Source organism: Vibrio sp. THAF64 (assembly GCF_009363455.1).
Classification (GTDB): domain Bacteria; phylum Pseudomonadota; class Gammaproteobacteria; order Enterobacterales; family Vibrionaceae; genus Vibrio; species Vibrio coralliilyticus.
Map to the genome: position 1 here is coordinate 384577 of NZ_CP045356.1, position 18183 is coordinate 402759.

Below are 18183 nucleotides of genomic sequence, written 5' to 3' on the forward strand. Positions count from 1 at the left end.
AACTAAATATCCACACAAACTATCAAAGAATCTGACTTAATTGACCTATCTTAATTGATTCGAACCGTAGATGCGTTACCATCTCATATTATAAAGTATCAAATTTGAGAAACGCCCGTCATGGCAAAAACAATCAGTAAAGCAAATCAGTCTCAAGGCATGTTGATGTTCACGCTAACTCGCAGTGAACAGCTATTTGCGATTGGTACACTAAAGGTTCGTGAGATTGTCCCTTATCAACCGACAACTCAAATTCCTTACTCACATCACCATGTAATTGGTACAGTCACCATTCGTGATAAAACCATCCCTGTGATTAATATGCCTGCCGCTATTGGTTTTAGACCAATCCAGCCAGAAGAATACGATTCTTGCTATCTAATCGTCACCGATTGTCTGAGAACCGTTGTTGCCTTCATGGTGCGTTCGATTGAGAAAATCATCGAATGTGACTGGCGCTCTATTGAGCCTTCCCCTCAATCAGCAGGTAGCAATGTTTTCGTTACGGGTATCACGCGATTCGAAGAACAGATTGTACAGATGCTCGATGTAGAGCTCCTTTTGTCGAAAATTTACCCTCAATATGAATCTACTAAGATTCCGATGTTGACCGATATCGAACGAGAGCGGCTCAAAGCACTGAGTATTTTACTCGTTGATGACTCCTCTATTGCAAGAAAACAACTCGCCGATGCACTCGATAGTATTAATATTTCTTATCAGATCCGAAACAATGGCATTGAAGCGCTTGAACTGATGCGAGAAGAAGCGGAACGAGGCAAGCCAATTCAACTTCTTGTTAGCGATATTGAAATGCCTGGATTGGACGGTTATGAGTTGGCGTTTGAAACCCAGAGTGAACAGCAACTCAGTAATACCTACATCATTCTTCACACTTCATTATCGAGTGAAATTTGTGTCGACAGAGCTCGTCAGGTTGGCGCACATGAGGCTCTTGAGAAGTTTAATGCAGGTGACTTAATTAAGGCTATGCTGAGAGGTGCGGCCATGCTCGAATCAGGAAGCACAAAAGAACGAATTGAAGTCGCAGTGTAATACCGAAAGTTAAGCGTTCTGGACTTTAGTATGATGAACTTTGTTGCGGTAAGTTCATCAATTCTATTAAATATTCAAATTTTATTGACATTAACTCAAGCATCTCAGGTGTAAATCCGCTAATCTTAAGTTAATCGGTAGTTAACGTAGAATTCTTATAATCAGATGACAGAAGACGATTTTAAAAAATCGACCGCTAACTTAAAAAAAGCTGTCCCACTTATGATGCAAAACCACGTAGCCGCAACGCCAGCCAATTACGCGTTGTGGTATACCTACGTGGAGAATGCCATTCCTCAAATGAACCGTGAGCTCGAGACCATTCTGGAGAACTACGGCATATGCCCACCAGCAGCAGGTGAGCAACTTTATAATAATTATGTCGCTGCCAGAGCAGAAACTGACATCAAAGATCTGCGGGCCAACATTGAAGTGCTGGTTGGGCAAGTAGCCTCTTCGATGACAGATACATTGGCCGATACATCTCACTTTTCTAAGGTAATAGACAAAAGTTTTGAAAACCTTGAAAAAGTTGACGATGAAGCCATGTCTATCGACGAAGTGATGAAAGTCATTCGTCAGTTAGTGGCTGAATCTAAAGAGATCCGACACTCAACTAACTTTTTGAATAACCAGCTCGAAACGGCAACCGAAGAAATTCAGCGACTCAAAACGCAACTTGCTGAAGTCCAACAAGACGCCTTGTTTGATGGATTAACTAGCCTATATAACCGTCGTTCATTCGATAATGATTTGGACACGCTGTGCCGCTCAGAACAGAAAATTTGCCTGATTCTAGCCGATATCGATCACTTCAAGAGCTACAACGACACTTATGGTCATCTATTTGGGGATGCTGTGATTAAAGGCATCGCTAAGCGCCTTCAGATTAGTAGCCGTGATGGTATCCATGCCTACCGCTTCGGCGGTGAAGAGTTCGCATTGATTATGCCCAACAAGCAATTGAGAATCGCCCGTCAATTTGCAGAGAGTCTACGTCGTTCAGTAGAAAAACTGTCGATTAAAGACAGACGCTCTGGCAAGCAAGTGGGTAATATCACCGCTTCATTTGGTGTAGCCGAATTGCAACCGGGTGAAATGCCTAACTCGATCATTGAGCGAGCGGATAAGCTTCTCTATGAAGCAAAACAACTCGGGCGCAACCGAGTAATGCCACTTTAACCTATAAAAAGAGCTCCTAACAATTAGGAGCTCTTTTTTAATCTTTCACTAATTATTAGCCATCTGCAGTAATGGCTTCGATGAGTTCCCGCTCTACGCTTTCCGCGTTATCATTATCAATCTGGCAGGTTCCAGCAGCTTTATGCCCACCTCCACCGTATTTCAGCATCAGCTCACCTACATTAGTTTTTGAGCTTCGATCAAATATCGATTTTCCTGTCGCAAACACAGTGTTCTGCTTCTGAAATCCCCACATCTTATGAATCGAAATATTGCATTGAGGGTATAGGGCGTAAATCATAAACCGGTTACCGGCAAAGATGACATCCTCTCCCGTAAGATCGAGAAACACCAGATTGTCGTAGACAGTCGCACAGCGTTGTATCTGCTCTTTGAACAAATTCTCATGCTCTTTGTAAAGATCGATACGCTCCCTGACATCAGGGTGATCTAATATCTCTTCGATCGAGTGTGACGTGCAGTACTCAATCAGGTCCATCATCAGGTTGTAGTTGGAGATCCTAAAGTTTTTGAAGCGCCCCAACCCTGTTCTGGCATCCATAAGAAAGTTAAGCAGGTTCCAGCCTGTGGAATCCAACACTTCATCTCGCGAAAACTGAGCTGAATCTCCTTTATCAACCGCTTCCATCATACCGCGCCAATCCGTCGGGAAGGTTTGCTCTCCCCCATAATGCTCCCAAACCACACGCGCTGCTGAAGGCGCATTCGGGTCAATAATATGATTAGGTCTCTCACCTGGATTTCGAATCATTTCAGATAGATGGTGGTCAAACACAAGATGAGCTTGTGCGACGTATGGGAGGTTGGTGACAATATCTTGCGGCGTTATCTCTATGATGCCATCTTGCATGTCTTTTGGATGAACAAACTTGATGTCGTCGATAAGTTCAAGTTGCTTCAAAAGAACGGCACAGACTAGTCCGTCAAAATCACTCCGTGTCACTAAACGATGTTTCTGCTCCGACATCTTTATATCCTTATCTTTCACAGCACAATGCACACATTTCGAATAACTGGTACTTTTGCTTCAATACTTGTTTCATAGATAAGTACTATGAGTACATTTTAATTTTAGACACCTTCGATCTTTTAACAAACTTAAGGCAATGTTTTTTATCTACTCTTCTATACTCGATATGCGACTGATTGATTCGATTGGAGAACGAGAATGAAAAAAGCGACTTGGGTTTTGACCTCGGCAGCAGCAATAGCACTCGCTGGCTGCGCTAGTGAACCTGATGAATATGAAGTGAAAGGCTACACCTCTATTGCCAATCCGGCTTCCGTCTACTGTGCGCAGCAAGGCGGGAAACTAGAAACCGTGAGCGAAAATGAAAAACGTGTTACCTACTGTGTCCTTTCTTCGGACAACCGAATCGAGCAGTGGGAATACTATCGCCAACACCAGAAATCTTCAGAGAGCTAATACGTACACCCACCGCGATTAATCACCCCAGCCACTTGAAGCATCTAATTCGAGTGGTCTCGGGACAATTCAGCCAATAACTCCTTTACCAATCAGTTCAATCTGTAACAATATGCAACTAATGAACGGTGTTTTATTTATGACATTTTACTGACAAAACAGTGAAAGTGAGGAATAGAATGTGTCGCACATCACATTTATACCGTTCTACACTGGATGTTATTATGAAGCAAAAAACTCCCTCACTGCACGAGGAACAAGCAACTACCTCCGAATCTATTTCGCTTCAATCCAAAAAAGTTATTTATAAATCAGCACTCAATGCGCTCATTATCGTAGCAATCAGCATTTTGGTTAACTTATCGATTCGCGCTGATTTCAGCTACCTAAACGCCGGATTTGGTGAAGCGTCCATTACGGAGTCATTACAACTGATGATGTTGGTGATTTCAGTCTGGGCTTTTTACAGCCTGATGCGAGAGCGAAAAGACATAACTCATGCTGCGGCTTTAATTAGTGGCTTTTTCACTGTTTTAGCGATACGTGAAATGGATGTCTGGTTTGATATGATTTTCCACGGTGCTTGGGTGCTTCCAGCATTAGCCGTCACTGCTGTTGCGTGCATTTATGCTTATCGAGGAGGAAAGAACACTGTCAACGAAATGGCGACGATTTTAAACGCTCGTCACATGAATTTCTTGATTGGCGGCGTCGTTTTACTGATCGTATTTTCTCGTCTGTACGGTATGGGACATTTCTGGCACTCAGTCATGGGCGAGCACTACATTCGACAAGTTAAGAACGTGTCCGAGGAAAGCATGGAGCTACTTTGTTACTGCCTCATTGCGCTCGCCGCTGTGAAAACTCGCATTAGCATGAGAGTTCGTTAACGCTATAGTTTCGCTGATTTTCTGGATCAAGTTGCCTGTTTAGCCACGTCAACGTTTGGTGGAAATACATCAACCGCGATTCCATTGCGTGACAGTCGAGTTCTGAGGTTGTTGTGAGGACAACCTCTTTCATGGACTGTAACTTATCCTGTATTTCCACCGGCAGATTTAACACTTCCAGTAATGACAAAGCGCGCAAAGCCAACTTTTCGGGCAAACACCTGACATCATCTAACGGCCTATCAAACGCTCTGTTCACCACCCCTTCTAAATAAACTCGATACGTCGTCAACTCATCTACCAATAAAAACGCTTGAGCATACAAACCTTGATGCGGATACATAACACTGCAATGCTGATCTATGTCTTGGTCAATATGCAGATTTAATCCAGAACTTGCACAGTGCTGTTTAAGGGTACGCAACAAGCCCTGTTCATCCATCAATGACTGGATTTCAAAAATACGCTTGAGATGGTAATCATTGGACACGAGTGTCACATCAACACGTTGATCTTCTATGCCGAGTTGCTTTAACTTCAATGCAGCATTGTGGATGTTTTGTACCGTATTCTGAGAATCACTTTCTAGAATAATGTTCAAGTCATGGAACATCTTCGCCGACGGTAATTGCTTGAAGTAATCTCTCATTGCCATCGCTTCTGATGTGGTTTGACCTGGCGTCACACCACCACAAAACAACAATGCCGTTTCATTCAGGTCATAAGAACTGAGTAACTTTGGCAAAGCTTCAACACGTGACTTCCCTTCAGCGGTCAGAGCATTGCCAACAAGTCGCTTGCCAAGAACAATAACCACATTACGAATGTTCATTATTTACTCACTTCTCAATTATTAATACTAACTTGCTGAAGTACTGTACAAACATCTTCTTTGTAGATAGCGTTAGCAAGGTTAATATTTTGTTAACTATATTTAAATAGAGTCTGATCAACAGGCCATATCAACAGGAAGTTAGTTTATGCTGTCGATTTTCGATATTTTTAAAGTCGGAGTTGGACCATCCAGTTCCCACACCAACGGGCCTATGCTGGCCGGTTACCACTTTACGCGCCTGCTCAACGAGTCTCTGTCGAAAGTGCATAGAGTACAGGTTGATCTGTATGGTTCTCTGTCTTTGACAGGGATAGGTCACCACACGGATCGTGCAGTGATACTCGGGCTTATGGGTAACAGGCCAGACACCATCAAGATGACCAGTGCTAAACAGGCACTCGAACAGACGCTGGACGAAGGTTCGCTGCTATTAGCTGACGCACATACCATTGCATTCGGCTACGAGAGTGACATTGTATTCCATAGCGACAACCTGCCGTTACATGAAAACGGTATGACGATAACAGCTTATGATTCGTTTGGGACACAGCTCGCATTTGAAACCTACTACTCTATCGGCGGCGGCTTCATTGCCACAGCGGCAGAGCTGGAGAATGGTGGCAGTGAGCAATCGGTCGACGTGCCCTATCCATTTACCTCTGCAGACGAAATGCTCAACATGGCAGAGGAAAATGGATTCAGCCTTGGCGGTATGATTCTGCAAAACGAAGTGTGCTTTTTCGACGCCGATGAAATTGACCGCAAAGCAGAACAGATATGGAAAGTCATGTCACTCTGCATGCAACGCGGCTTTGAAACCGAAGGGATTCTAGAAGGTGGCTTGAATGTTACCCGACGTGCGCCTAACTTGCTCAAAAAACTGGAAGCCAACGAATCAATCGAAAACGATCCAATGGAAATCATGGATTGGATTAACTTATTTGCCTTTGCCGTCAGTGAGGAAAACGCTGCAGGTGGCCAGGTAGTCACCTCGCCTACCAATGGCGCCGCAGGTGTGATTCCAGCAGTATTGATGTATTACCATCGATTTATCAAAGAACTCGACCTTAAGCAGATTAAAGATTTCCTCGCGGTCGCTGGAGCGATTGGTATTCTTTATAAAACCAATGCGTCCATTTCTGGTGCTGAAGTTGGCTGTCAGGGTGAAGTTGGTGTTTCATCGTCTATGGCTGCGGCAGGCTTGACAGCACTTAGAGGCGGTAGCAATGAACAGATCTGTATTGCAGCAGAGATTGCTATGGAGCATTCATTGGGTATGACTTGTGACCCAATTGGTGGCCTAGTGCAAGTGCCGTGTATCGAGCGTAATGCGATGGGAGCAATGAAAGCGATTAATGCATCGCGCATGGCTCTGAAACGAACCAGCAAGTGCTTAATCTCTCTAGATAAAGTCATCGCTACTATGTATCAAACGGGTAAGGATATGAACAAGAAATATCGTGAAACGTCACTTGGCGGGTTAGCGGTTATTCATATGGCCCCACCGTGTGAGTAATCTAAACTCTTGGTGATCCACTCAGAGAATTGAGTAGCCAGTGGATTGTGAAGATCACGCTGCAATAAATAGTGCCCATCTCGACTGGGCACTTTTTTATCGCCTACTTTCACTAGACTGCCCTGAATAAGCTGCTCTTCGACCAACAACTCTTTCACTAACAGCACACCCAACCCCGCAACAGCTGACTCAATAGAAAGAAGGGAGTGATCAAACTGTAACGAAGGCTCTTTTACAGCTCCCATATACTGGTGGTAATCGAACCAGAATTGCCAGTCTTCTTTGTAACCCGTTGTGGCAATTTTGTCACACCCGGCAAGTTCTTCCAGCGTGTTCAACGGCTTGGATGTAACGAGTCGCGGAGCCGCAACCAGAACCCAGCTTTCTTCCATCAGTAGCTTTGTCTTCACTTCATCATGAGGTAAAGGTCCGTTAATGATTTCAATGTCCGCTACGTTACTCCCATTCGGATAAGCGTTGGATGTGGTGAATACCTTAAGCTCTACATTGGGATATTCGCGGCGAAAGTCTTCGAGACGTGGAATTAACCATTGAAAACAGAAGCTTTGCGCAATGCTCAGCTTCAGCATTTGGCGGTGTTTGCGTTGAAAAAGTTGCTCTGTTCCGACCGACAGTGATTCAAACATTTGGGTCAGTAGCGGTAAGTAGTATTGAGCATCTTGCGTTAGCAGTAGCTTGGCGCCTTTACGCTCAAACAAGGTCGCATCAAGATAAGTTTCCAGTTGCTTAACTTGCTGACTTACAGCAGCCCGAGTCACATTAAGTTCTTCCGCAGCTCTGGTTAAGCTCTGTAACCGAGCTGCGGATTCGAAAGCTTTTAAAGCGTTAAGAGGAGGGATGAAACGCATGGTAGGCAGTTTGACCGTTAAAACGTTCAGCATGCCAAGACTATATGACAAACGTATTATTCAACCTTATCTGCTTTACCCGCAGCTCCTGCAAGTTTTGCTAACCATTTATCCCAGGCTATTGGCGATTGCTCATTATCTTCAGCTTCTTCTTTTCTTCGTACCGCATTTCTCACCATCATGGCGCCTAGCCACCTTATCGGCTCTGGTGGAAAAGACCCTAACGGCCCTTGTGCTAACCCACTTCGAGTCCAATCATTATTTTTCCCAAGTACAAGAGAAGACAATATCTTTCCGCCCATGCGGGTCTGCACTACGCCATTGCCTGAATAACCGAATCCATAAAAGATGTTTTTCTGCTCCTGAAGACGACCAAAGAAGGGCAATCCCGTTACCGAACGGTCAGATCCACCTGTCCAGTTGTAGGCAAATTTGGCCTCTTTAAACTGGGGAAATAGCTTCTTAAACGACTTATTCAAAATGGAGAAATATCGAGTGGGTTGGTTAAACATATTTTCAACCCGATTACCAAACGAAAACCGATTACCGCCCTTACCTAGCATGAGCCTTCCGTCTTTGGTGTCTCGGTAGTAATGAACAAAGATACGAGAGTCTACTACCGCTGCACCCCGGTCAAACTCACTCTTTTCAAGAGCATTTTCAAGCGGTTCAGTAATGACCATATCGGAAGATACCACCACAATACTGCGCTTAAACTGTTTAAAGTGTTCAACCATCCAAGCGTTTAAGCCCAAGACCACTTTGTCCGCTGTGATGTTGCCGTTTGGAGTTATAACGGTTGCAGGAGCGCCAAAGTTAAGCTGCGTCATTGGCGTATTCTCAAACACTTTGATGCCTTTCTTGATAGCAACTCGGCGAAGGCCACGAACCAATAAAGCTGGCTGAACACTCCCTGCCGCAGGCGAATAGTACCCTTCAATATGCTTCGTAGAACCCGCTAACCGAGCGATAGCGTCATCGTTGCATTTTTGCCAACTGCTGATATTTAGTCGCCTAAGTTCATCGACCACTGGCTGCATCGCGCCCCGTTGAGCGGTGTTGGTTGCGGTGTAGTAAGTGCCCTGTCGGCGCAGTTCTGCGTCTATCCCATGCTGTTGGCAAAATTGCTCGATTTCGTATACCGCAGCTTCAGATGATTTAACGAGTCTTTTCGCCTCATCCTCACCAAATAAACGTTTCATCGTTGGGTATTTGGTAGACCAAGTCAGCATACAGCCACCATTCGCACCAGATGCCCCGCTGCCACACAGCCCTTTGTCAATCACGATGATCTCAAGTTCAGGTTGCTGCTCTTTGAGCATGATGGCAGTCCATAAACCGGTATAACCACCGCCAACAATAGCCACATCAACCGTAATGTCCTGTGACAAAGATTGCGTATCAAGGGGATGCTCTCTCTCTAGAGCCTGTTTAAACCAAAATGAGGGATGCTGTGACATAGCTGAATACCTTATGTTATCGATACTCAAAAGGTACGCATATCGGTGTCAATCGCCCAGCGAGGATATCTTTCGCTCAGCGATAGTATTACTAACGCGAACAAAAAAGCGCAGACAGGCTGCGCTTTTTAAATCAAATGATTTCTAACTAGATTTTGTCAGAAACCGCTAACGTTGCAGACAAGGTATCGGCACCAAACTGAAGACTTCTTTCTGGCGACCATCCATAAAGAGGATCGGGATAATCGTTGTTGTCTTTAAACGGCATTTCAATCGTGTAAGACAAGCACTTGAATTGCTCCGCTACCCAATTTGAACCTACTGTCAGGTTAGCTTTACCCGACTCATCTTTGTCATAACCAAACTCATCTTGGAATTCAGGTGTCACAGTATGCAGTGCCTGTTTAAATGCAGTCTCAAGTGAAGCTAGTCGCTCATCATAAGAAGGAATGCCTTCTGAACCCGCAACAAAGTTGTAAGGAATCGCTTCATCGCCGTGAATATCAAGGAACATGTCCACACCAGTTTCAAGCATCTTCTCTCTTACCAAAAAGACTTCTGGGCTTTTCTCCATACTTGGAGATTGCCATTCACGGTTAAGGTTTACACCAATCGCGTTGCAACGTAGATGGCCACGGATACTGCCATCAGGGTTCATGTTTGGCACAACATAAAGTACCGCTTTATCCAGTAGCGCACGTGCACCTGTGTCTTCATCATCAATCAGGCGCTGAATCATCCCTTCCATAAACCATTCGGCCATGGTTTCACCTGGGTGCTGTCTGGCGATGACCCAGATTTTCTTCTTACCTTCTTCCGGTTCACCAAAAGTCAGTAAGCTCATGTCATTACCATCAAGAGTATGACCTAGAGTTTCCAATTTGCAGTGATGAGCGCTTTGCGCCGCATGCAACAGATCTTGGTGTCGGTCATAGCTATAAGGCGCAAAATAGGCGAAGTAAACTGAGCCATGCTCTGGAATCACGGTGAAACTGAGCGTATCTCCGTCAAATTCGGCAGGAATTCGGAACCACTCTTCTCGGTCATAAGAGGCCACTACGTCATAATCCTTCCAACCCTCTGGATACGCAGAGTTTTTCAGGTCAACAATCTGAATGGAATGTGACTGCTCGGCTTCTGTCTCCAGTCGAAAGTGGAACCACTGATAAAATTCAGATTGGTTGTCATTAGGAATCTTAAGTTGAATTGCATCTTTGTCATCTGCATTGACGACTTCAATACTGCCACTTTCGAAATTGCTGAAGATCTTCATTGAATTACTTTCCTTATCAATAAGAGCGAGATTGCCAGACAGGCTAACACAAAGGTTAGTGCACCAAAATGAAAATGCAGACTCCTGACAAAAGGTTTGCAAGTGATACTTATCCGACGCAAACGTTTTGGATCAACTTCATTATAAAAAGTTATGCGAGATTTAGAAAAACTCGTGCATCGAATGCATTTTCTGCGATAATTGTTTCAATTTATAACATGCCACAGATGATATTATTATCAGATGTTAATTCTGTGTTATACCAACTATATGAGACTATTATGTGGAATAAACTCAACAAATCAATGATGTTCTGCCAAGCAATGTTTGGTTTATCATTCTACGGTGTGATGGTTATCCTGACCCGCTTCTTCTTAGAAGATCTGGGGTATAGTGAAGCGGACACCATGATGGTTGTCGGGGCTTTCTCTTCTATCGGTCCACTGTTCGCTATCGCGGGTGGCTTCATAGCAGATAAATTCCTTGGAGCCTACCGTTCACTCACTATTGCTTACGGCACTTTTGCAACTGGCTATACGCTACTCGTGCTAGGTGCATCAACAACGAACGTGCCAATGAGCCTTGTCGGTATCGCACTGGCGAGCTACGCGCGTGGTTTGATGTCTCCTTCTTACCCAAGTCTATACAAACGCACTTTTTCTACTGAAGAAGACTTCGAAAACGGCTATCCCGTCAACTACTCAGTCAACAATGTCGGTGCACTTCTCGGCCAATATCTGTTCCCAATGTTTGTCCTGGCAATCGGGTTCCATGGTAGCTTCATGCTGTCTGCGGTAATGGCTGGTTTCGCTTTTGTTACTCTAGTCATCTTCAACAAACAGTTAGTTGGTGTGGGTGCAGATATCGACAAGAACTCTGTGAGTCTTAAAAACTGGCTGTCGTTCTTTGCCCTTTCGGCAGCAATGGTTGGCTTAGTGTTCTTCATGTTCTCAAACATGGATATTGGCCAGAACATTGTCTACGCCATCGGTGCTGCAGCTATCCTGTATTTCATCACATTAATGATCAAGTCAGGTAAGTCAGACGCGTTGAAAATGGGCACAATCCTTATCATGACTGTACTCACGACCTGCTTCTTCGTGTACTACGGTCAAATGATGACCTCTATGACCATGGTAACCATCAACACCATGCGTGGTGACCTGTTCAACATCATCCCTATCGCTCCGGAAGCATCAATGGCAATGAACCCACTTTGGTGTATTGTTGCGGGCCCTGTGATTGCCATGACGTTTTCTTCTCTGGAGAAAAAAGGCATCAACTTCTCCACTGCGACAAAGATCGGCTTTGCGTTTATCTTCACCGCTATCGCCTTTGGTATTCTGACAATGGCTGTAATGAACATTGGTGAAGACGTTGTGATTCGTCCTGAAGTCTTCTTAGCGATTCACTTCTTCCAAGCATTTGCCGAAGTTATCGTTGGTAGCTTGGTAGTCGCCTTTATCCTTTCAGTCGCTCCAAAACACATTGAAGGTTTCTCGGTGTCGCTCTTCTCAGTGGCGATGGCATTGAGTGGTATCGTGGGCGCGGTATTCTCAACCTCAATCGCACTCGAAAAAGGCCAGGAAATAACGCAAGAGATCGTACAAAACGTTTACGGTGATTACTTCCAGTTGCTAACTGTACTAGCCGTAGTCATGGTTGCAATTGCTCTGATTTCTTCTGTCATCATTCGTAAGATGCTAGATGCAGCTCGTGCAGATGAGCAGCCTGAGTTAGTTGAAGCTGAAAGCTAATAGATTCATGAAACAGAAAGCCCCGGTTTATATCCGGGGCTTTTTATTAGGTGCTAGCGAGATAAATTTAGGAACTTAATCTCTATCGAATGCTCGGTAGTTATAATCAACATGGACAACTGGTTGATAAGTAATCTGACCATCTGCACCCATTTTTTCTGTCAAAGTGACAGTTGAATCTTTAATTTCGAGTGAGCGCGTTACTTCTGGGTGCCATAATCCTAGACTTAAATGACGAGTTAACTCTTGCGAGGACATTGAATCAATATCGCTAATGATATCTCGACCTTGAGCATAAGCCGCTTCTTTCGAAATCGCTGAATCACCGTTAACTACTTTTGTATCTGAATACATACGATAACCACCAGCTGTAGCTGCAGTTGAGGCGATCATTAAGATGGTTGCAATACTTACTACTTTAATCATAACTGACTCCTTAGTTACCTTAAAATCGAGCCTTATTACCTTGCTCGAATACCTAAATGGTACGTAAAAGAAGACCGATAGGGATTAGAAAATCTTGCACTTGTTATTCAACAAATTCGACGATTATTTAAAACTGATTGTTGTATAAAAATTAGGGTTTTAGTGGTCTAAGATATGCTAGTAATAAAAATTTATGTGACTTCAATCACTTATTATTTCGAGTCTAGAACGAAGAAAGCGGAAGACTTTTACTATTTATAATCATTTCTCATAAAATAAGTAATAAATGTCATAATAAAAGCTGACAAAATTACTCAACTATTGAGAACAAACCACCCAATACATGAGTTGTAGCCTGTCAAAGCACGGTCAAAACTAAGCCACCTAAGATCAACATCGTCCCTGATAGGCGAGTAACTAAAAACTTTTCAGATAGCCAAATAATTCCAAATATCATCCCAAACACAATACTAAGCTGACGCAGCGCGACCACATAACTCACATTCTCCGTCATTGTCATTGCGTAAAGCACCAGCCCATAAGTGGTTGACATCATTGTGCCTGCGATGGCTGAAGGCTTCTTGATAGCCCAAGCATCTTTAAAGTCATCAAATCGCTTAGCAACTACTAGATAGCTCGCGATACACAACGCAATTGACCAAAACTGTATCCCCAAATAGAAAACCGCAGAGGCTTTATCACTCACTACTTGTTTAAAAGCATCACCCAAAATTACTAGAGCTTCTTTATCAAGAATCGAATAACCCGTGGTTCCAAGTGCAGCTATAAGAGCAAACAACACACCAGCATTGAGGTAGCCCTGCAAATTAAACTGCCTGAATGATTCTAACGGAACAAATAGACAACCGAGTGTGATCAGAGAGAAGCCAACCCAACTAAGCGTTGACAGATCATAACCAAGAGCAACCGTACCTGCGCCTACCATCAATACAGGTAGTGCCCGAGCAATAGGATAAATCACGCCAATATCCGCTTGCTTGTATGCGAACCCAAGACCCAGCATGTAAACCATCTGGGCAATACCACTTGCCAATAGAATCCACCAGAAGGTTTGAGGGAATGAATCGACACCAACTTGATCAATGTACCAGACGATATAAGGAGTGAGCAGCAACGCCGCCGCTGAACTACTGGCGAGAAAGAAAGCTGGTCCCGAAGCTTTATTGCTTTTGCTGAGCAAGTTCCATCCTGCATGAAGAAAAGCAGAAATAACAACCAGAAACATAGCCCAAACAGACATAGAAAATCCTTGTAAAAAAGGGCTCCCACAAACGGAAGCCCATCAAATTAAGAGAAGAGATTAGTGGTTTAGTACAGCGATAGATTCGATGCTGATTGCATCGTGGCGCCAATACTCGATATCACAATCGATAAGCTCACCATGCTGGTTGTAGTTAATACGCTCGACGACCATAGCTGGAGTGCCAGACGTGGCTCTTAACGCCTGAGCGGTGTCTCCGAGCAAACTACTGGTACTGATGCGATATCGAATTTTCTGATAGACCATACCGAAATGGTCACGATAGATATCGGTGAGCGATTTAGATAAATCGAAGTCCAATAGATTAGGAAACAGCTCAGGGCGAATATAGTTAGTGACAAACACCACAGGGCGATCTTCCAGATACCTCACCCTATCCACCTTATACACATCGGAGAATGGTTGAAGCCCAAGAAGGCTAGCAGCCTGCTTATTGGCGAGAATGCCCTTTGCCGCAATCAGTTCAGTCTGTGGGGAACGGTTTTGCGCCAGCGCCATATTGGTAAAATTCAACGTCTGCGTAGGGTCATACTTCAAAGGCTCTGGAGAAATGAACCAACCACGGCGGTCTTCGCGATAGATACGACCTTCTGCTTCCAGCAATGACAAGGCTTCACGTAATGTCACACGAGTGGTATCAAACGATTCTGACAGTTTACGCTCCGCTGGCAATTTTTGCCGCGGTGAAAGTAAACCGGATTCAATCTGCTCGACAATAGAATCTTTAATTTTTACGTACTGCACCCGTTGTCCTTACCTTTTACGCCACGCTTGCGTTCTGTTTTCCAACCATTTCCCTAGCGTCATGTGCACTAGCTTTGCGACCGCAGCTGAAATCATGATCATCACCGCCATCGCTGCTGCAGCGCCCGTCTGACCTGCATCGTCCATATTCAATACAGAAACAGAAGCCGGGATGGTTTCAGTTGAATAGATGAATACTACCGCAGAAGTGGTGGTTAATGCATTAATAAACAGATACGCTGCGATATCCAATGTCGCAGGGACACAGACGGGCAAAGTTACTTTAAAGAACAGCTTATATTGAGGCAACTTGACGGAAGCTGCTGTTGCCTCGATTTCTGCTGGGATCTGCTTCAGCGCCGTCACGGCTGTCATATGACCGACAGTGTAATAGTGAACCACTGTATTGATTACCAGAAAGGCCATCGTGCCATAGAGGAAGCTCAGTGGGTTATTGGCATCGTTAAAGTAGAAAATATAGCCCAAGCCTAACACCATGCCCGGCACGGCCATGGGTACCACACTCAGCATTTGCATTGCCTGCCTTACGGGAGCAAAGGCGCGTCCTTTCTCGATGCAATATGCTCCGACAAAAATCAATGCGGTACCAATAATGGCAGTCCATGTCGCCAGCGATAATGAGTTGAAGTACGGTTGCCAACCATAAGTACTCATCTCGGCGAAGTTATAGTTATTCAGCGTTAGTGCTTTATTCCAAGGCCAGAAGGTCACCAAGGAACCATAAACCGCCATGCCCAATACCGTAATGACCGCTAATGAGATCAGTGAACAATACAGGAAGCAAGCGCCATCTCGAACTTTGTTCGGTTCAGGTTGATAAGGTACGGAGCGCGTATCAAACAAGCTCTTTTGTTTTTTCTGCACCCAACGGTCTGCCGCGAATGCTAACAAAGCGGGAATCAACAACAGAATACTGGTCACTGCACCCATAGAGAAGTTTTGCTGCCCGACAACCTGCTTAAAGATATCCGTAGCAAGAACGTTATAGCTTCCACCGATGACTTTTGGCACACCAAAATCACACACAACTAAAGTGAAGACAACGATCAGCGTGCTGATCAATCCGTATTTCGCTGCGGGTAAAGTCACCATAAAGAACGTTTTCAGTGGAGATGTTTTCAACGCGCGAGCGGCTTCATACAAACGCGCGTCAGACGTACGAAGCGAGGTAGTCAGTATCATCAACGCATGGGGGAAGGTCCAGAAAATCAAACCTAACGAAATACCAATTAGACCATACACAGAATGACCGCCCAGCACTTCTTTCGCTATTCCCTGATTACCAAACAAAAAAATCAGGCTGATCGCAGGTAACAGCGAAGGTGCAAGAATAGGCGCTGCACCCAACACATGGAACAAGCCCTTCATCGGCATACAAGAGCGAGTCAATGCGTAGGCATAGCCAAACGCCAGTACACCAACAATAGCGGTTACCAACAATCCAACCGTCAATGTATTCCCGAGAGACTGCCACAGGCTCGCCTGTGAAAAATAGCTGGCAAAATTGGCTAAACCAACAAATTCACCTTCCGTACCCTGCACGCTTTTCGCCAACATCGCCCATAGAGGCATGACGATAAAAATCACCAGCAACGAAAATAGAAGCGCAAGTAAGCTAAACAAGACGATGTTATCGCGGCTGATACGTTTTAAGTGGCTGGTAGAATGATTCTTCAGAGCAATCAGCGTCGAACTATTCATTGTATTACTGTCCATTGCATTCATCCTAAGCCGCAATCGCTTTGTCGCCATTTGCGCTCAACGCTGGGTAGGCTCTGGCTCCTCGCTCGGCAAACTGAATGTAGCGAATGTCACCAACACGCAACTTCATGTTTTGCGCTTGTTCACCGGAAACGTCAACAAAGATAGGAGCGGCGAGCTTGTCGTGCTGCAACTCACACTCATATCGGCAGAACGACCCTAAAAATTCATAGGTACGAATACGGACTGGCAACGCATCCTTTACTTCTTCGGAAAAGCGAATATTCTCTGGACGGATTGCTAAGTCAAAACGATCACCACGGACCAGATTTCTGTTTTCCAACACCGGGGCTTGAATGAGGGACTCTGCAATGCGTAGCTGACTGTCAGTTGCCACCGAAGCACCAATAAAATTCATGCTACCAACAAACTCAGCAACAAATCGGGTTGCTGGTTGTTGATAGATTTCCTGTGGCGTGCCAACTTGCTCAATTACGCCGTGATTCATCACCACAATGCGATCTGCCATCGACAGGGCTTCATCCTGATCATGCGTCACCATAATGGTTGTAATACCCAGCTTACGTTGTAGTTTACAAATCTCATCACGCAAGTGAACACGTACTTTGGCGTCAAGTGCAGATAAAGGTTCATCAAGTAGTAGTAGGCCTGGAGAAAGGGCTAAAGCACGAGCAAGTGCGACACGCTGCTGCTGACCACCAGATAACTGATTTGGATACTTTTGCCCAGATGTAGGAAGTCCAATCATCTCCAGCCAGTAATCGACTTTCTCCAGTGCTTCTTGGTTCGACATGCCTTGGTTCTTCAGGCCAATAGCAATGTTTTCCTGCACAGTCAGATTGGGAAACAGAGCATACGATTGGAATACAATGCCAAAATCGCGCTTTTCAGGCGGCAGGAAAGTCGTCTCTTCACCGTGTTGAGAAATTGTACCTGAAGTTGGAAGATCGAGCCCAGCAATGGCTCTCAGTAACGTCGTTTTACCGCAGCCAGATGGCCCAAGGAAACAAACAAACTCGCCTTTTTCAATGGCAAGTGAGATATTTTTAAGCGCTGTAAATTGCCCGAATTGCTTCACAACGTTTTCAATCTGTAGATAAGGTTGGTTAGTTGGCATAACACACTCTCCAAATGGTATATACCAACTCTAAATCTGGTTTATTTCAGACGCATTACAAATTTATAGACCAAAGATGACAAAAGCATGAAAGGCAGGATGATTTAGCCACAAGGACCGACTCGGACTAATCCCAAGCGACAGACATTTTATAATATGGGATATCCCCTTTGTAAAAGCGCTCACCCTCTTCTGTCATACCAAATCTTTTATACAGCGTTAATGCACTTTCGCGAGCATCACACCAAAAAATGATAACGCCAGTATTTTGCAATTCACTAATTATAGCCTTGAGTACGCTTGAACCTATTCCCTGCCCTTGATACTCCGGAGAGGTAGCAAACTTTCTCAATCGAGCGACATTGTCAGAGACAAATACAGAAGCGACACAGACTAACTCATCGTCGACAAACGCACCAAAATGTAAACCCACGTCATCTTCTTCTACACGGCAAAAATCGATACTCTTTTCTGGCCAGAGTACCCGATGCCGTAAAGCAAGCGTTTCTTCTGCTGATATTTCTCTAACGTCCATGACTTCTTCTACCTCGAATAACCTTTGAACAAATTTGCCTGTGATGAAGCC

Annotated in this window: 17 protein-coding genes; 6 read left to right on the top strand and 11 right to left on the bottom strand. The window is 44.5% G+C overall.

Going from position 1 to position 18183, the window contains the following annotated elements:
- Positions 1–120: 120 nt before the first annotated feature.
- Both FIU99_RS18280 and FIU99_RS18285 read left to right on the top strand, forming a co-directional pair.
- Entirely contained in the window at positions 121–1056 is a 936-nt protein-coding gene (locus tag FIU99_RS18280; RefSeq protein WP_006960778.1) for a chemotaxis protein, read from the top strand.
- 165 nt (positions 1057–1221) lie between these two features.
- Positions 1222–2238, top strand: coding sequence for a GGDEF domain-containing protein (locus tag FIU99_RS18285; RefSeq protein ID WP_006960776.1), 1017 nt, complete (start codon positions 1222–1224; stop codon positions 2236–2238).
- Positions 2239–2293: 55 nt separating this feature from the next.
- On the opposite strand, the gene FIU99_RS18290 is transcribed toward FIU99_RS18285, so the two are convergent.
- Positions 2294–3226: an exopolyphosphatase gene (locus FIU99_RS18290; RefSeq protein WP_006960775.1), complete on the bottom strand. Its 933-nt coding sequence runs from the start codon at positions 3224–3226 to the stop codon at positions 2294–2296.
- Between the two features lie 201 nt (positions 3227–3427).
- On the opposite strand from FIU99_RS18290, the gene FIU99_RS18295 reads away from it, so the two are divergent.
- Both FIU99_RS18295 and FIU99_RS18300 read left to right on the top strand, forming a co-directional pair.
- The gene (locus FIU99_RS18295; RefSeq protein WP_006960773.1) at positions 3428–3685 is read left to right on the top strand and encodes a DUF333 domain-containing protein; all 258 of its coding nucleotides are present in this window, start codon (positions 3428–3430) and stop codon (positions 3683–3685) included.
- Between the two features lie 224 nt (positions 3686–3909).
- Complete coding sequence (locus tag FIU99_RS18300; protein WP_050778625.1) at positions 3910–4575, top strand: hypothetical protein; 666 nt, start codon at positions 3910–3912, stop codon at positions 4573–4575.
- Here the strand turns inward: FIU99_RS18300 and FIU99_RS18305 are convergent.
- Positions 4556–5407: a YdcF family protein gene (locus FIU99_RS18305; protein ID WP_006960771.1), complete on the bottom strand. Its 852-nt coding sequence runs from the start codon at positions 5405–5407 to the stop codon at positions 4556–4558. The two genes, FIU99_RS18300 and FIU99_RS18305, sit on opposite strands and share 20 nt — an antisense overlap.
- Before the next feature lie 148 nt (positions 5408–5555).
- On the opposite strand from FIU99_RS18305, the gene FIU99_RS18310 reads away from it, so the two are divergent.
- On the top strand, positions 5556–6926 hold the full coding sequence (locus FIU99_RS18310; RefSeq protein ID WP_152472440.1) for an L-serine ammonia-lyase: 1371 nt from the start codon (positions 5556–5558) through the stop codon (positions 6924–6926).
- On the opposite strand, the gene FIU99_RS18315 is transcribed toward FIU99_RS18310, so the two are convergent.
- The 3 genes from FIU99_RS18315 to FIU99_RS18325 form a co-directional block, all read right to left on the bottom strand.
- Entirely contained in the window at positions 6902–7795 is an 894-nt protein-coding gene (locus FIU99_RS18315) for a LysR substrate-binding domain-containing protein (protein WP_039952067.1), read from the bottom strand. The genes FIU99_RS18310 and FIU99_RS18315 overlap by 25 nt on opposite strands.
- A 56-nt stretch (positions 7796–7851) precedes the next feature.
- A complete protein-coding gene (locus tag FIU99_RS18320; RefSeq protein WP_006960768.1) occupies positions 7852–9255 on the bottom strand; it encodes an FAD-dependent oxidoreductase in 1404 nt (467 codons plus the stop codon).
- Between the two features lie 148 nt (positions 9256–9403).
- Entirely contained in the window at positions 9404–10528 is a 1125-nt protein-coding gene (locus tag FIU99_RS18325) for a M14-type cytosolic carboxypeptidase (RefSeq protein ID WP_152472441.1), read from the bottom strand.
- Between the two features lie 281 nt (positions 10529–10809).
- Here FIU99_RS18325 and FIU99_RS18330 point away from each other — a divergent pair, with 281 nt between their 5' ends.
- On the top strand, positions 10810–12285 hold the full coding sequence (locus FIU99_RS18330; protein ID WP_006960766.1) for a peptide MFS transporter: 1476 nt from the start codon (positions 10810–10812) through the stop codon (positions 12283–12285).
- Positions 12286–12360: 75 nt separating this feature from the next.
- Here the strand turns inward: FIU99_RS18330 and FIU99_RS18335 are convergent, their stop codons facing one another.
- The 6 genes from FIU99_RS18335 to FIU99_RS18360 form a co-directional block, all read right to left on the bottom strand.
- Positions 12361–12711, bottom strand: a complete 351-nt coding sequence (locus tag FIU99_RS18335; protein ID WP_006960765.1) for a DUF3316 domain-containing protein — start codon at positions 12709–12711, stop codon at positions 12361–12363.
- Positions 12712–13069: 358 nt separating this feature from the next.
- The gene (locus FIU99_RS18340) at positions 13070–13972 is read right to left on the bottom strand and encodes an EamA family transporter (RefSeq protein WP_006960764.1); all 903 of its coding nucleotides are present in this window, start codon (positions 13970–13972) and stop codon (positions 13070–13072) included.
- A gap of 60 nt (positions 13973–14032) precedes the next feature.
- Entirely contained in the window at positions 14033–14737 is a 705-nt protein-coding gene (phnR, locus tag FIU99_RS18345; protein WP_006960763.1) for a phosphonate utilization transcriptional regulator PhnR, read from the bottom strand.
- A 9-nt stretch (positions 14738–14746) separates the two neighbouring features.
- Positions 14747–16474: a putative 2-aminoethylphosphonate ABC transporter permease subunit gene (locus FIU99_RS18350; protein ID WP_152472442.1), complete on the bottom strand. Its 1728-nt coding sequence runs from the start codon at positions 16472–16474 to the stop codon at positions 14747–14749.
- A gap of 10 nt (positions 16475–16484) precedes the next feature.
- Complete coding sequence (locus FIU99_RS18355; RefSeq protein WP_006960761.1) at positions 16485–17597, bottom strand: putative 2-aminoethylphosphonate ABC transporter ATP-binding protein; 1113 nt, start codon at positions 17595–17597, stop codon at positions 16485–16487.
- Positions 17598–17724: 127 nt separating this feature from the next.
- A complete protein-coding gene (locus FIU99_RS18360) occupies positions 17725–18132 on the bottom strand; it encodes a GNAT family N-acetyltransferase (protein WP_006960760.1) in 408 nt (135 codons plus the stop codon).
- Between the last annotated feature and the right edge of the window lie 51 nt (positions 18133–18183).

Excerpts from the sequence above, each read along its gene's own strand:
- FIU99_RS18340 (WP_006960764.1), bottom strand. The coding sequence starts at position 13,972 with ATGTCTGTTTGGGCTATGTTTCTGGTTGTTATTTCTGCTTTTCTTCAT.
- FIU99_RS18290 (WP_006960775.1), bottom strand. The coding sequence starts at position 3,226 with ATGTCGGAGCAGAAACATCGTTTAGTGACACGGAGTGATTTTGACGGA.
- FIU99_RS18325 (WP_152472441.1), bottom strand. The coding sequence starts at position 10,528 with ATGAAGATCTTCAGCAATTTCGAAAGTGGCAGTATTGAAGTCGTCAAT.
- FIU99_RS18355 (WP_006960761.1), bottom strand. The coding sequence starts at position 17,597 with ATGCCAACTAACCAACCTTATCTACAGATTGAAAACGTTGTGAAGCAA.
- FIU99_RS18360 (WP_006960760.1), bottom strand. The coding sequence starts at position 18,132 with ATGGACGTTAGAGAAATATCAGCAGAAGAAACGCTTGCTTTACGGCAT.
- FIU99_RS18310 (WP_152472440.1), top strand. The coding sequence starts at position 5,556 with ATGCTGTCGATTTTCGATATTTTTAAAGTCGGAGTTGGACCATCCAGT.
- FIU99_RS18295 (WP_006960773.1), top strand. The coding sequence starts at position 3,428 with ATGAAAAAAGCGACTTGGGTTTTGACCTCGGCAGCAGCAATAGCACTC.
- FIU99_RS18285 (WP_006960776.1), top strand. The coding sequence starts at position 1,222 with ATGACAGAAGACGATTTTAAAAAATCGACCGCTAACTTAAAAAAAGCT.
- FIU99_RS18320 (WP_006960768.1), bottom strand. The coding sequence starts at position 9,255 with ATGTCACAGCATCCCTCATTTTGGTTTAAACAGGCTCTAGAGAGAGAG.
- FIU99_RS18330 (WP_006960766.1), top strand. The coding sequence starts at position 10,810 with ATGTGGAATAAACTCAACAAATCAATGATGTTCTGCCAAGCAATGTTT.
- FIU99_RS18300 (WP_050778625.1), top strand. The coding sequence starts at position 3,910 with ATGAAGCAAAAAACTCCCTCACTGCACGAGGAACAAGCAACTACCTCC.
- FIU99_RS18315 (WP_039952067.1), bottom strand. The coding sequence starts at position 7,795 with ATGCGTTTCATCCCTCCTCTTAACGCTTTAAAAGCTTTCGAATCCGCA.
- FIU99_RS18350 (WP_152472442.1), bottom strand. The coding sequence starts at position 16,474 with ATGGACAGTAATACAATGAATAGTTCGACGCTGATTGCTCTGAAGAAT.
- FIU99_RS18280 (WP_006960778.1), top strand. The coding sequence starts at position 121 with ATGGCAAAAACAATCAGTAAAGCAAATCAGTCTCAAGGCATGTTGATG.
- FIU99_RS18305 (WP_006960771.1), bottom strand. The coding sequence starts at position 5,407 with ATGAACATTCGTAATGTGGTTATTGTTCTTGGCAAGCGACTTGTTGGC.
- FIU99_RS18335 (WP_006960765.1), bottom strand. The coding sequence starts at position 12,711 with ATGATTAAAGTAGTAAGTATTGCAACCATCTTAATGATCGCCTCAACT.